This window comes from Cupriavidus sp. GW821-FHT07C08, assembly GCF_059419025.1.
In genome coordinates this window covers 294,777-307,964 of sequence record NZ_JBWKQZ010000002.1, presented here as the reverse complement: position 1 = coordinate 307,964, position 13,188 = coordinate 294,777, and the positions used below count along the sequence as shown (strand labels likewise).

Here is a 13,188-nt window from a genome sequence, read left to right as displayed (position 1 = left end):
TCTTAGTCACGATATGCCTCCAGCACCATGTCGTGCTTGACTTGCACCATCATCTTCTGGCCCGGCTCGGTCGTGATCGTCGGACGGATGCTCTGGTTGCGGTTCAGGATGGTGGATGCGGTTTGCGCTGCAATCTGGCCGGCAGCATTGCCGTACGTCGTCAGGCCAGACGGTCCCACGGTTGTGGCTGTGTTGCTGTCATTAAAGCGTTGCTGAAGGACACCGATAACCAGGGCGCCACTGAAGATCTTCCAGAAATGGTTGTTGACGTCTCCACTGATGCCGGAGTGCCCGTTTGGGTCCGCCCCTTGCATACCCATGAGGGGCACCGTCTTCCCATTGGGCAACTGCATACGGACGAACGCGGCGAGGATGCGCTCCTGGCCGATCGTGACCTCGGCGCTGTAGGCACCTACCAGGGTGCTGCCGGCTGGGATCACCTTGCACCGCCCATTCACCGTGTCGTAGACGTCCTGCGAGACGGTCGCGCGGAATTCGCCCGGCTTGTCCGAATTGAGGCCGCCCGCGAACGTTGCCGGGATGACGAAGCCTCGGCTCAGCGTGCACTTCGGGAGCTTGCCGTCGAAGCCGGTGCGCAAGGTCGTCATGGCACCTGCTTCGCGGAGAAACTGCTTGTCCGGCGAGACGGCCAGTTCCGGCGCTTCCGGCGCCCCGTTGGCAGTGCTGGCACGGGCCACGGCGGCTTGCTGCAGCGCCCGCATCTGCGCGGGATCGGTCAGATCAGCAAGCCCGGCCGGCACCTTGGCCTGCCCGAGTTGGGACTTGCGCATGCCCTTCTTGAAGATCGAGGCCGTGAAGATATCGTCTTCTTCGTTCTTCTTCGCATCGGATGCTGCAGCTTTGGCCGGGGCGGCAAGATCCTTCGCCGTCATCACTGGCGCGCTGCCTGTGTCCGGCTTCACTGCCAGTGCGCGTTGGCGCTCCGCTTCAGCACGCGCCTTGGCCGCCTGATCACGAATCGTGGCCTCGAGCGTCTGCCCGTTGTCGCCGCTGCTGGCCCGTTGGCGCAGCTGCTCCGCCCGATCCTGCTCGGCCTTGGCATCGGACTGCTCTTCGCTGACCGACTGGAAGTAGTAGCCGAGCCCGCCCACCAGCAAGGCGGCGATCACGCCCAGCGCCATGACGATGTTGCGCGGCAGCTTTCCCTTGACGGTGCGCTCCTGCGCATCCGTCACATCGGAGACACCGGTGGACGATGTGCGATCGCGCATCAGAACAGCCCCAGGATGCGCCGGCGACCGCGCTCGACCTTGACCTCCTCGCTCCCGGAGCGCAGGGCGATGGCTTCCGCCAGCCGCTGTACGACCAGAAAGTCGCCACGGCGTATGAAGTTCACGACCACATAGTCGCTGCCGTCCTTGGCCAGCGGCACCGGCCAGTCCGCGCCCTTCGGTATCCGCAGCCACACCGCCTTGCCATCATCAAAGGCTGCCTCCGGCTTGAAGCTGGCGCTGCCCGAGATGGAATACTCGAAATTGAGCTGCTCAGGCCCTACGGCAAGGGCATCCGGATTGCGAACGCCCTCCAGATCAGCTCTCCCCTCGCCCCGCTCGCCTCTCGCATCACTACGCGCCTTGGCCTTGGCCGCAAACGTCGTGGGGATACGAAAGCGCACTTTCTGGTAGAAGATGCCGCCCAACGGCGACGATACGAGCGTGAACTCGTAGCTGCGCTTGTTGGTGTTCACTGAAAGGGTATTCACCAGACCCGCCGCTTGGGGCTTCACGTACAGATGGTTCAGGCCATCGGTTTCGTAGTCCCAACGAACGCTCTCACCCCACGCCGGCTCGCCAACGATCTGCTCGTCCTCGGGGAACTCGATCGTGGTCATCTTCAGCGGCGCGCTCAGCACACGAAAGATCTGGTCGCGGTTGTAGGTAAAGACGACGAGGCGGGAGTCACCCGGCAGCGCGATCGGCTCTACGCCGCCGTTAAAGGGGTTGGCCGGGTTCATGGCGTCGCTAATGTCGCCGATGCCGAGGCCCGCGACACTGGCGCCGACCCGGCGCACCGGCTTATCGGCGGCGTGCGCGTCCGGTATGGCAAGAGTCAGCGCCATCACAGCGGCGGCAACCAGGGAACTCAGCGGGGATGACTTGCGGATATCCATGAGCGTAGACCCGGCTTCATGCCGGCGATTTCTGGAGGCTGAAGAAAACGGGATGGACACCGAATGGATTCGTGCCAAGCACGGCGTCGCTCGTCGGCGGTTTTACCTGGTAGCGGAACGTCATCGCGTACCGCATCTTGCGCGGCTTGTAGCCGTCCTCCGTCGTGGTGGTAATGAATTCCACCGCGACGGTACTGTCGGGCAGGACGGCCACATTGGTTACCTTGACTTCGCGGACAAGGGTTGCCGACGCACCGACTTGCCGAAACGGTTCATCCTCTGCCACCCAATCCTCGAACTGCTTGCGAGAGGATCCGATCATCTGTTCGCGGACAGAACGCAGGTTGCGCGCCATCCGTGAGTCCTCGACCTGGGTTGTCAGGATCGGTTCGATGGTGAACCAGCGCGTCACGAGATCCTTGAGGGCCCATTGCAACTGAATGCCTTCCGGCTGGAACGCCTCAAGCTCTCGCACGATCGGCTTGCCGCTCGCATCCGCCGACACGCCTACAGCCTTCACGACCGAAGGCGGCGGTTCACGCGTCATGATCGCCGCCAACGCAATGCAGCCCAGGCCGAGGGTTGCGACCTTCCAATGGTTGCGCTCCACGGAGATTCTTGTGGTGCGATCGAAGATCAGCTGCTCGGGGCTTTCATTGCCATACATCCCTGGCGCAACGGCGAGGGGCTTGGCATTGTCGGAATCTTTGCGGAAGAAGCGCATGCTGCGGCAGTCCTTTGGGATGCCGCCAATTTAAGCAGTGAAGTCACCCCTTCAGGTCGCAGAAAGCCATGCGATTTTGCGCGGCTTTCCGAGAATCTCCGCGATCTCGCCAGATCACGCAGGACACTTGAGAGACCTCCGGACGCTGTAGCGACGCCTGGATCCTGCGACGGGCTTTGGGAGCCGGCTAGAGGCGTCGTTTGATGCTGCCTCTCCCGTCGCACCCTATATCCAACTGCCCCGAAGGAGGATTACCCGGAAAGCCGATGGTTTTGGTATCCCTTTCCGCGAAAACAGCATGAGCATGCTCAGACTTTCCTCTTCGCACCACACCAAGGCGTTGGCTCAGATCAGAGCCGTGCCGAAGAACCGTAGAAAGCTGGCAAAAGTCGTATATCTTTCAACGCGCCACACGATACATCGCCCGCCAACAATAGCGGGCATGGAATCCTCAGTCTCCAACCACCCCATATTGCAACTCAGCCAGCTCGAAGAAAGCGCGGTCGCGATGTTCTTTGAATCGCTCGCGCCAATACGCGCCTACATCGATGCGTCCGATGTGGCCGAGGTCATGGTCAACAGGCACGACAGCATCTGGGTGGAGCGGCGCGGCGAGATGACGCGATTGGACGTGAGGATCGAGCCCGCAAAGTTGGAAGGTGCTGTTCGCTCCCTGGCTTCCTCGGTGCAGAAGTCTGCGGTGCGGGGCACCGCACAAGGCATCATCAATGCGGGCCACAAAGGGCTTCGGATCGCCGCCGTCATGCAGCCCACAGCCATTGACGGCCATGCGCTGAGCATCCGCCGGCACCGCGAGACCAATCTCTCTCTTAGCGACTATGTGAAGGCGGGGGCCTTCTCGTCCCGGCACGCCTGCAGCAAACACACCGATCAGCCCATATTCACGGGCTCTGTCGAAGATGAAGCGCTCAAGGATGCCCTCATTGAGCTTGTCCTGCAGCGGAAGAACATCCTAGTCGCCGGCGGCACATCTTCCGGCAAGACCACATTCTTGAACGCACTGGTCGAGAACATTCCCGACGGCGAGCGTGTCCTGACCATCGAGGACACGATGGAACTCAAAACGCGGGTACCCAATACGGTCCGCCTGCTCTCCAACACCGACAAGAACGTGACCACCCAACAGCTGGTCGCGCTCGCCCTGCGATTCCGCCCCGACCGCATCCTCGTTGGCGAAGTCCGCGGCGGGGAGGCGTTCGACCTGCTGCAAGCGCTGAACACGGGTCACGACGGCGGCATGGCGTCGCTACACGCGAACAACGCCCGCTCGGCCCTCTCCCGCATGGAAAGCCTGGCGATGCTTGGCATCCCGCCAGGCTCTCGTTGGGAACTGGATGACATGCGCAAGCTCATCGCTGAGTGCTTTAACTACGTGGTGCATATGCGCCGCACCGGCGAAATGCGGCACGTCTCGGAAATCATCGAGATCAAGGGCTTCCGCAACAACGACTACGACATCGAACGCGTTTTCTAAACCAAGGAGTCTCTCCAATGTCTTCCCCGTTTGTTCAATGTGCCGCCAAGACGGCGCGCAAGTACGCCCCGTCGATGCTGGTCCTGGTCGGCATGCTGAGCGTGGCCACATCCGCCGTCGCGGCCGACTACGGGTTCCTCGGCAACCTCGGCGAATTCATCTGCGGCATCGCCACGTTCATCAACACGAAGTACCTCTTTGTCGCCGGTCTGATCCTGATCGTCCTGGGCGCTATCGGTATCGCCAACTCCGAGTCGACCATCATGAAGTTCGTCTCGGTGATCTGTATCGGTATCGGTCTTGCCGCTGCAGCCCCGGCGATCATGAAGACGCTCGGCGTTGCTGCCCAGTGCTCCGGATTCTGATATGCGCGAACACCACGTCAGCATTGGGCTATCCCGCCCTCGCCAAATCGGCGGGGCCGTGCGCGGACTGGCCATCGCCAACGGCACGGTGGTCGCTCTGCTGGTGTACGTGACGTTCCGCAGCGGCTGGAAGATCCCCGTCGCGGTGGTGCTGATGGGCATGGCGTTTCATGCGCTCTTGCGCTGGCTCACGACCCGGGATCCATGGTGGAACCAAATTCTGAACGTCTATAACCATTACGGCGATCTGTACGAGTCCACCCCGTGGCACGGCAAGCTGCATACCCTCTTTCGCCGTCCCTACGGCTTTGACAGCGACCTGCCATGCTGAAGTTAAAGCGCCGTCCCCTCTATGAGTTGGTGCCGTGGCTGACATCGATTACGCCGGAACTCGTCCTCAACAAGGATGGGTCGCTACTCGCTTCCTACGCGTTTCAGGGTGTGGACGCCGACAGCCCCGACAGCAATGACATCACGTCTGCGCGCAATCAGCTGGACCAGGCATGCCGTACGTTCGACAACCGGATTACCGCGTGGTGGAAGATCAGCCATCGGCGCGCTCGCGACTACGTTGAAGGAGAGTTCGCCTCGCAGGCCGACGAGCGTCTGGACGCCCTTAACCGGGCGCACATGACGACCGGCAAGTACTTCCACAATGCCCACTCGCTGGCACTCGCTTACACGCCGGAGAGCGGCATCGCGAAGTTCTTCGACAAGGCCGGTTTCCACATGACGGTCGGTGGCAAGTCCATCTACGCGGCGATCTTCGAGGCGACGAAGGACACGCTCTTCGCGCGCAGCGCCTTTGCCTTTGATCTGGAGAAGATCTCGACCGATGCGCGTCGCTTCGAGTCGATGCTCGACGCCTTCACCGGCGGCGTGCCGCGTCTGCGCACGCGCCGCCTTGTCATGCAGGAAAGCTACGCCGCCCTGCACCAGGCTGCCAATCCGAGCGTTCCGCCGAGGCGCATTCGCTACCCGGTGACGCTGCTCGACACCCACCTGACCGAATCCGAAGTGACCGTCGGCGCCGAGCGCCTGTTGTTCGAGTCCGCCCATGGCAAGCGGTACGCGGCAATCGTCGCCGTTAAGGAATGGATGAGCTTTCAGGAAGCGGCACTGGACAGCCTGATGCAGCTCGACGCCGAGCTCGATGTCTGCATCATGTATCGATTCCTCGACACGGCTCGCGCTGCGGCCTACATCGAAAAGGTGAGGCGCTTCTACAAGATGGCAGCGCTCAACATCCGCTCCATCCTGAAGCAGTACTTCGCCAAGGAAGAGGCCGAGAACGACGAGGGCCGCGAGGAACTGGCCAAGGAAGCTGGCAAAGCGCTCCAGCGGCTAACGGCCAAGAACACGCAGCACGGCTTTGCCAACATCTCCATCATCGTCTACGGTGATTCCGAGGCGGCCGTCGAGGACTCGGTCAGCGAGGTGGTTGGGGCGCTCACCAACGCTGGCTTCGGGGCAATCCGCGAGAAAGCCAATCTGATGGCCGCCTGGAACTCTACCCTGCCCGGCCGCTGGGACAAGCAGCGCCGACTGCAGTTCGTCGAGACGCCCGCGGTTTCCGACCTCGCCCCGGTCCGATCGGTCATGCCCGGCCCCTCGCGCAACGACTGGCTCTCGGACAAGGCAGGCAAGGAAGTGCCACCGCTGACCTGCCTGCCCACCCGCCATCGCACCGCGCAGCGTGTCGACCTGCACCAGCCCGGTGGAAATGCCCACCTGATCGTCATTGGCCCAATCGGTGCGGGTAAGTCCGTGTTCCTGAACTTCCTGGTTTCCCAGGCTGGCAGGCACGAAGCTCGCCGCATCCGATTCGACAAGGACAGATCCACTCGCATCACGGCGCTCCTGAGTGGCGGGAAGTTCATCGACATCACCGGCAAGTTCGAAGCGGCGACTCGGGTCAATCCGCTGTCGTTGTTGGCCGATCCTATGAACTTCACCTACGTCTCCGAGTGGGTGACGCTGGCCATTGAGGACGACTCCTTCACGCTTTCACCCCAGCAACGCCAGGATATCTTCGAGGCAGTGAAAATCCTTGCCGGATATGGGCGAGAGAGCTGGACCCTGGGCCGGCTCGCAACGCTGCTGCACGACAGCTTGCGGGAACGTCTGCAAATCTGGCTGCAAGGCGGACAGTACGGGCATTTCTTCGACCATGCCGAAGACGCGTTCGAGATCAGCGACAACCTGTCCATCGAGATGGGGGATCTGTTCCTGAACTATCCGCGGGCGGGCGCGCTGTTCATGGACTATGCGTTTTATCGCATCAGCCAGAGCCTCGGCACGCGATACACGATCATCGAGGTGGAAGAGCTGGGCTTCTTCTTCACCAACAAACGGTTCTACGAGCGGTTCGAAATGTGGATCGTGACCATCCGCAAGCTCAATGCGGCGCTCTGGGGTGCGACGCAATCGCTCAAACAACTGGCCCGGGTTGCCGACTTCGAGATCCTGAAAGAGAACGTCGGCAACTTCATCTACCTACCGAACAGCCAGGCGAACACCAGCAAGGACCTTTACAAGGAGAAGTTCGGCCTGACCGATGACCAGATCCAGATGGTCAACGATGCAGTACCGAATCGCGACTATCTGTGGATCACGCGCTCCCAGACCCGGATGCTGCAAAGCCCGTTCTCCGACGAGATGGTGGCGATGTTGCGCTCGGATGGTGTCGCGCAATCGATTCTTGATCGTCATTACGCGTCGGGTGCACCCGACTGGCAGCAAAGCTACGTGCGCGAAATGCTCGCGCGATCCGTCTAAGGAAAGTTCCAGTGAACAAGTGGTTCATCAAGGCCGCGGTCGCGGCATCCCTTCTTGTTTCGTCGGTGGCCCACGCCAGCGGGCTTCCCGTTATCGATGTGGCCAATCTGGTCCAGACGACGCGGACCGCCCTGCAATCGCTGAAAACGGAGATCTACGAGAACACAAACATTGCCTATCAATACCGGATGATGGCCAACCAGCTGCTGCAGGCCACCGGCATGGACCCCGTGCACCTGGCTGAACAGCTGGACGCCATCAAGGACGACATCGGCAAATACGACGTCTACGGCGTGACGCTGAAGGATCTCTATGGCACGGTTTCCGAGAATGCCGACTACCTGAGCAAGGTTCAGAGCATGGTGGCCGCATCCGGCAAATCCAGCGGTCAGTGGCTTGAAGATCAGCGCACGCTTCTCACCAACGGCGACAAGACCGCGAAGAACCTGTTCAACCTGGGCAACAGCGTCGTCAAGAACGTGCAGACCCAGGCGAAGCGACGCCAGAAGATCCAGAAGGAAATGAAGCTGACTGGAACGGCACAAGCTGCTGCCGAAGCGACGAATGAGATGCTGGATGTCCTCGCAAACCAGAACTCCGATCTGCTGCAGATCATGAGCGCCAAGACGCAGTCAGACGCCGACAAGGATCAAAAGGCACTGGCCGTCGAGGCCGAGTCGGTAGACGTCGCGCGCCGGCTGCAGGCAGAACGCGAACAGCAACGTCAGCGCATCCTGAACCTGAAATGAGCCACGCCTCGCTGATCCGACACAGCCTCTGTGCGATGCTCACCGCGCTCGTCTTCAGCTTCCTCACCCTCTTTTCCTGCGTTGCCGTCGCGCAGGAAGCGATCAGCAGTGGGGATAGCGCCACGGCTGCAAGTGCTGGCGCACCTGGTGAGGTCGGTCAAGGCATCAAGAAGGCGCTGGACAAGATGAACGGCCTGCGAAGCGGGCTCATCCAGGCTGCAGTTTGGCTCAGCGAGCGGACGCGACCTGACGCCAACAAGATCGCATTCGGACTCGGGGTAATCACCCTCGTCTTCGCCGGCCTACGATTCGCGGCAACGAGCGACGCAGTATCCGCGTGGACGGATCTCTTTGAGACCTTTCTGGTAGTTGGCATCTTCGCGTCTCTCTACGCCAGCTACACCAGCTTTGCGCCCGGGCTGTTTGTTTGGTTCAACGATCTCGCCCAAGCTATCAACGGGGGGGTAGACATCTACAACGTCCCAATCTCGTTGGCAAGGACCGGAGGTAGCTTCTACGACTCCGTGCTGAGGACACTACTCGCGGGGTTCGCCAACCCACTCAAACTGATTGATGCCGTCGTCTCAGCGATTCTGTTCGGCTTGGCATTCATTGCGGTGCTGATTGCGGCCTTGATCTACTCGTGGTTCATTCTGGTGGGTCACCTGCAGGTAGCCGTAGGCATCGTGGTGGGCCCACTAGCCGTCGCATTTGGCATGGCGGACGTCTCCCGAAAATACTTCACAGCGTGGCTGGACTACATGGTTACAGGATCGATGTATATGGTGGTCGCCGCCATCATCTCTCAGCTGGTGAGCGCCACACTGCTCAGCATCGTCTCAGACGTTGGCAACATCGGCACGGACACGCTTCTTGCTGCAAGCTACGCACTCAGTATTGCCATCCTATTGGGCTTTGTCGCGCTGGAGATTCCGAAGATCGCCGGATCTCTCTTCGGAACTGGTGGCGGGGTGAGTGGCACCGGTGGCATGAAGATGTTTGGGCGCGGAGCCTGGAACCTCGGCAGGAAGTTGGCAGGGAAATGATGACCCCTCACATTCACCTTTCCGCTTCCGATCTCCTTTCCTCCCAGGCAGACCGCGTCGCGCTCATCCGACAGTACGCCAACGAAGCGGATGGCGCGGACTTCAACAGCAAGTGGCTTGATGTGCTGGAGCGTTGTGCGACGTGGTTCTCCAGCATGCCGCTGCGCCACAACGAGCACGCCGAGGCCGGTGGTGCGTTCCGGGCAACGGTTGAGGCGGCCTACTTCGCCATGCGCCTGTCTGGCGCACAAAAGTTCGCGGCCAATCAGACGTCCGAACGGCGCAGGCAGTTGGAACCGCAATACCTGTATGCGCTGTTTCTCGCCGCCTGCTGCTCCCGCCTTGATGAGTCATGCCGACACTTCAAATTCTTTCGGGATAGGGATGGGGCGGAGTGGATCCCCGCCGTGCATGGAGCTTTCGGTCCGTGGCTAAGCGATGACACGTATCGCGTCACCCGTCGCGATGCGGTGCTCCCACTGGAGCGCATGCGCACCGCGTTGCTGGCGCGCGAGATTCTTGGTGCGGACCGGCTCGCACAGTTCGACGGCCAGGTCCTCGCTGATCTTTTTGGCGCCATCAACCCCGAGCCTCGACCGACCGGACTCGAGACCTTGCTTCAAAAGGTTGTCCGGCAGGCCATCGACACAGTGACACAGTTCGAGATCAAAGCCCGCCGCGCCGCCTTTGCGCCCGACAGGACGCCTGCACCGAGTGTCGAAGCGCTAGCCGCCGCGGTAGATTCGACCCAGATCAAGGCACCCGCCCCACCAGCACCGGCGCAAGCCGATTCGACACCCGGCCCGGAGAACGCGAGCACCGTGGTGGTGTCGCAGATGGAGAAGGAAGCAGGCCCTGGAACTGGCGAAGCCCAGTCTCAAGCCGAGACAGCCGAAGGCACGCAACGCGAGGTAGCGCGAAGCATCGTACAACTCGACGGCACCAAGTCGCTGCGCCCCGATCAGGCTGCCGACCCCTTCAAGGAAGCCTTGGAGGGTGCGTCCAACCTGATGCGCGAGTTCTTCAGGGCGCTAGCACAGGACGTGTCAGCGGGAAAGGTGAAAGTATCGTGGGTCGATAACAAGCTGGCAATTAGCAAGCGCATGCTCGGCAATTACGGCATCGCGTCCGAGACGCTCATCGACAACCTTCGCAAGTTCCAGCTGCTCTACAAGATCGTCGGCCAAGACATCCTTCTGGTTGACAAGGTGGCGAACCTCATTGCGTCCCCTCCGCAATCCCCAGAGAGCAGCGAGTGATGCACCACTACATCAATCACTTTCGGCCCATTTATGAATTCCGGGCCGCGATCGGGTGGCTTCTTGCCGCAGCTTTGATGTTGCTAAGCGATATGCCGAGCGCCGGGTATTTTTCCCTGTTCTGCGTTGGCATGCTGCTGTTCCGGTCTACACAGGTTTGGCGCGCGCTGAAGTTTCGGCTGGCCATCTCCACCAAGTGGCTTGCGGTCCTTCCGATCGAGGCGCTCCTCGCGCTGAGCGCTCGCATACGAAAGACCGACGATGCCATGTATCTTGGCACTGGCTTTGAGTGGACACAGAAGCATTGCCAGATCGCGCACGACATCCTTCGCATGCCGTCAAGCGATATTCCCGGCTTGCCGCGGTGGCTGCCGCAGCCTATAGTGGAGCGCGTCGAGAAACTGCTCGCGCCTGCGGGCAGCATTGCCGACCATTCGCCCCAGGGCAAATCATGGATACACGGCATGGAGCCGAAGAAGATCCAGGTGCCCTTTCACTACAAGGCGATGCCCGGCCATACATCGGTAAGCGGGACGACCGGCTCAGGCAAGACCCGGACCTACGAGGTCATTTCGACCCAGGTCATCCACAATCCCAACGACGTTTTAATCGTCATCGACCCGAAAAATGACGGCGAGTGGGTCGCACGTGTCAAGCGCGAGTGTGAGCGCACTGGGCGCAAATTTCTCTACTGGAAGCAGGCCGCTCCCTCGCAGTCCATCCGCCTGAACCCGTTAGAAAATTGGTCTCAACCCTCGGAAATCCCAACTCGCATCGCCCAGCTGATGGAGGAAGGACCCTTCCGCCAGTTCGCATTCTTGTTCATCGACCGCGCGGTAAAGGGCGAACTCTACGTCGGCGACAAGCCGAACCTGCGGTCAATCCTTCAATACGCCCAGAACGGCATTAACAATCTTCTGGATCGGGCCCTGCAGCGCTTCTTCCCTGAAGCCGGCAAGCCGGATTGGGAAGAGGAGGTGATGGGCTACATGCAACAGGCCGGCCAGCGCCCAGGCGGCACGCGCTTGGACGGGATGGCCCGGCTCTACATCGAGCGCTTCTCCGACAAGGGGAATGGCCACGAGGCTATCGATGGCCTCATCGCCACGTTCCAGCACGATCGGGACCACTACGGCCGCATCATCGCCTCTGCCCTGCCGTTGCTCCAGATGCTGGCCACCGGCGAGACGGGCCTCATGCTGGCGCCAAAGGCAGACGACTTCGACGATGACCGTGAGATCTGGGACATCGATAAGGTCATCAAGCAGAAGGCGGTGCTCTATGTCGGTGCGGATTCGCTCTCCAACTCTATGGTGGCCCAGGCTGTCATGTCGATGCTGCTAGCCGACATCGCTTCCGTCGCCGGTTCCATTTACAACTTCTACAAGAAGCCTCCAGAGATCGTCCTGATCGTCGACGAGGCAGCCGAGGCGATCAACGAGCAGATGCTGCAGATCCTGAACAAGGGCCGTGGCGCAGGCTTCAAGGCATTCGTCGCCTACCAGACACGCTCGGACTTCACCGCCAAACTGGGAAACGTGGCGAAGATGCAGCAGGTTTTAGGCAATCTGAACAACCAGCTCGTCTTACGATTGGAAGATATCGACACGGCCGAGTGGTTCTGCGAGAAGGCTGGCACCACGGCCATCCGGAATGTCGTGGTGTCGAGCAGCACAAGCACTGGCACCGAGGCGCATGTCGGGGAGTTCAGCGGTTCCGTGTCACGTTCGACCCAGCTTGAGAAAGCGCCATTGATTCCGCATGAGTTGATCATGCAGTTGCCCAACCTGCAGTACTTCCTGCGTATCTCCGGTGGCTCCGTCTACCAGGGTCGAATTCCAATTATCCAAGGTTAAAAGGTCAATGCGCACCAGCCTGTTCCGACAAATCGCCAAGGAATACAAACTCTCCGCGAAGCTCTCGCCCGTTTTCATCGTCTCGCCAGACCTGGACGACGTATGCACGCGGGTAGTCGAATACATCGGCGTGAACTTCCGCGTGCGTGAAGACCCGTTGGTCAAGGAGATGCTAACAGACGCTATCGCCGCCTGGCGCGCCGCTCGAAAGCATGGTGACGCCAACGCGGCCTTCATGAAAGGTCTGTTCGGCCGTGCCCACGATCTCTACGCCAAGCGCTACGCCGCATTCAAGGGCGAGAAGTACAACGTTTGGTATCCCTATCACGAGTCGATCCCCTCTTTCGAGCAACGCCAGCCCATCGGCTACGTCTGCCAGGTGGTAGACGAACCAGTTCCCGGGAATGTGACGCAGCGATGCGCAGCATTCCAGTTGGCCGCACGCGTGCTGACCGGGTACAGCTTTACCCGCTACTTCGAGAACTACGATGTCGCTCGAGACTTTGCATACTAAGGCGAGGCAATCGCTCGCTTCGCTGCGCAAGACCCAGCCGCGGATCGCCGCACGGCTCTTTCGCGTCGACGAGGCACTCGCGTTCGAAATGCAGGCGTGGATTTCCGCAGGGAATGCGGATACCCCGATACCAAGCGCATTCCTGCTCGGCAACGCGGCCCCGTGCTTCGCGCTGATTGGCATTGCGGCGCGTAAGCCGGCATTGTTCTGGGGCGCGCTCGCTGCGATCCCTGCGCTGCCTGTTCTGCTCGCTCTGCACTGGATCTGAGCC

13 protein-coding genes are annotated in these 13,188 nt (G+C 60.8%); 10 read left to right on the top strand and 3 right to left on the bottom strand.

Annotated elements, in window-relative coordinates; genetic code table 11:
- Nucleotides 1-2 precede the first annotated feature (2 nt).
- The 3 genes from AC07UK_RS04565 to AC07UK_RS04555 are packed head-to-tail and all read right to left on the bottom strand — an operon-like array spanning nt 3 to nt 2,855.
- Entirely contained in the window at nt 3-1,232 is a 1,230-nt protein-coding gene (locus tag AC07UK_RS04565) for a TraB/TrbI/VirB10 family type IV secretion system protein (RefSeq protein WP_058698200.1), read from the bottom strand.
- Entirely contained in the window at nt 1,232-2,131 is a 900-nt protein-coding gene (locus AC07UK_RS04560; RefSeq protein WP_058698201.1) for a TrbG/VirB9 family P-type conjugative transfer protein, read from the bottom strand. Before AC07UK_RS04560 ends, AC07UK_RS04565 begins: the two co-directional genes overlap by 1 nt.
- Nucleotides 2,132-2,147: 16 nt before the next feature.
- On the bottom strand, nt 2,148-2,855 hold the full coding sequence (locus AC07UK_RS04555; protein WP_058698202.1) for a VirB8/TrbF family protein: 708 nt from the start codon (nt 2,853-2,855) through the stop codon (nt 2,148-2,150).
- 442 nt (nt 2,856-3,297) lie between these two features.
- Between AC07UK_RS04555 and AC07UK_RS04550 the strand changes: the two genes are divergently transcribed.
- Genes AC07UK_RS04550 through AC07UK_RS04505 form a run of 10 tightly spaced genes read left to right on the top strand, consistent with a single transcriptional unit; the run spans nt 3,298 to nt 13,185 of the window.
- Nucleotides 3,298-4,350: a TadA family conjugal transfer-associated ATPase gene (locus AC07UK_RS04550; RefSeq protein WP_058698203.1), complete on the top strand. Its 1,053-nt coding sequence runs from the start codon at nt 3,298-3,300 to the stop codon at nt 4,348-4,350.
- 17 nt (nt 4,351-4,367) lie between these two features.
- Nucleotides 4,368-4,715: a TrbC/VirB2 family protein gene (locus tag AC07UK_RS04545; protein ID WP_058698204.1), complete on the top strand. Its 348-nt coding sequence runs from the start codon at nt 4,368-4,370 to the stop codon at nt 4,713-4,715.
- Nucleotide 4,716: 1 nt separating this feature from the next.
- On the top strand, nt 4,717-5,046 hold the full coding sequence (locus tag AC07UK_RS04540; protein ID WP_058698205.1) for a VirB3 family type IV secretion system protein: 330 nt from the start codon (nt 4,717-4,719) through the stop codon (nt 5,044-5,046).
- Complete coding sequence (locus AC07UK_RS04535; RefSeq protein WP_058698206.1) at nt 5,040-7,493, top strand: VirB4 family type IV secretion system protein; 2,454 nt, start codon at nt 5,040-5,042, stop codon at nt 7,491-7,493. The genes AC07UK_RS04540 and AC07UK_RS04535 overlap by 7 nt, the downstream gene beginning before the upstream one ends.
- Before the next feature lie 11 nt (nt 7,494-7,504).
- On the top strand, nt 7,505-8,242 hold the full coding sequence (locus tag AC07UK_RS04530; RefSeq protein WP_070940838.1) for a TrbJ/VirB5 family protein: 738 nt from the start codon (nt 7,505-7,507) through the stop codon (nt 8,240-8,242).
- A complete protein-coding gene (locus AC07UK_RS04525) occupies nt 8,239-9,288 on the top strand; it encodes a type IV secretion system protein (protein WP_058698208.1) in 1,050 nt (349 codons plus the stop codon). The genes AC07UK_RS04530 and AC07UK_RS04525 overlap by 4 nt, the downstream gene beginning before the upstream one ends.
- Nucleotides 9,288-10,547: a TraI domain-containing protein gene (locus tag AC07UK_RS04520; protein ID WP_058698256.1), complete on the top strand. Its 1,260-nt coding sequence runs from the start codon at nt 9,288-9,290 to the stop codon at nt 10,545-10,547. The genes AC07UK_RS04525 and AC07UK_RS04520 overlap by 1 nt, the downstream gene beginning before the upstream one ends.
- Nucleotides 10,547-12,403: a conjugative transfer system coupling protein TraD gene (gene traD / locus AC07UK_RS04515; RefSeq protein ID WP_058698209.1), complete on the top strand. Its 1,857-nt coding sequence runs from the start codon at nt 10,547-10,549 to the stop codon at nt 12,401-12,403. Before AC07UK_RS04520 ends, traD begins: the two co-directional genes overlap by 1 nt.
- 7 nt (nt 12,404-12,410) lie before the next feature.
- Nucleotides 12,411-12,917, top strand: coding sequence for a hypothetical protein (locus AC07UK_RS04510; protein WP_058698210.1), 507 nt, complete (start codon nt 12,411-12,413; stop codon nt 12,915-12,917).
- Entirely contained in the window at nt 12,892-13,185 is a 294-nt protein-coding gene (locus AC07UK_RS04505; RefSeq protein WP_233528063.1) for a hypothetical protein, read from the top strand. The genes AC07UK_RS04510 and AC07UK_RS04505 overlap by 26 nt, the downstream gene beginning before the upstream one ends.
- Nucleotides 13,186-13,188 lie beyond the last annotated feature (3 nt).

Bases quoted from the DNA above. Each gene is read 5' to 3' on its own strand.
- AC07UK_RS04565 (WP_058698200.1), bottom strand. From the start codon at position 1,232: ATGCGCGATCGCACATCGTCCACCGGTGTCTCCGATGTGACGGATGCG.
- AC07UK_RS04560 (WP_058698201.1), bottom strand. From the start codon at position 2,131: ATGGATATCCGCAAGTCATCCCCGCTGAGTTCCCTGGTTGCCGCCGCT.
- AC07UK_RS04555 (WP_058698202.1), bottom strand. From the start codon at position 2,855: ATGCGCTTCTTCCGCAAAGATTCCGACAATGCCAAGCCCCTCGCCGTT.
- AC07UK_RS04550 (WP_058698203.1), top strand. From the start codon at position 3,298: ATGGAATCCTCAGTCTCCAACCACCCCATATTGCAACTCAGCCAGCTC.
- AC07UK_RS04545 (WP_058698204.1), top strand. From the start codon at position 4,368: ATGTCTTCCCCGTTTGTTCAATGTGCCGCCAAGACGGCGCGCAAGTAC.
- AC07UK_RS04540 (WP_058698205.1), top strand. From the start codon at position 4,717: ATGCGCGAACACCACGTCAGCATTGGGCTATCCCGCCCTCGCCAAATC.
- AC07UK_RS04535 (WP_058698206.1), top strand. From the start codon at position 5,040: ATGCTGAAGTTAAAGCGCCGTCCCCTCTATGAGTTGGTGCCGTGGCTG.
- AC07UK_RS04525 (WP_058698208.1), top strand. From the start codon at position 8,239: ATGAGCCACGCCTCGCTGATCCGACACAGCCTCTGTGCGATGCTCACC.
- AC07UK_RS04520 (WP_058698256.1), top strand. From the start codon at position 9,288: ATGACCCCTCACATTCACCTTTCCGCTTCCGATCTCCTTTCCTCCCAG.
- traD (WP_058698209.1), top strand. From the start codon at position 10,547: ATGCACCACTACATCAATCACTTTCGGCCCATTTATGAATTCCGGGCC.
- AC07UK_RS04510 (WP_058698210.1), top strand. From the start codon at position 12,411: ATGCGCACCAGCCTGTTCCGACAAATCGCCAAGGAATACAAACTCTCC.
- AC07UK_RS04505 (WP_233528063.1), top strand. From the start codon at position 12,892: ATGTCGCTCGAGACTTTGCATACTAAGGCGAGGCAATCGCTCGCTTCG.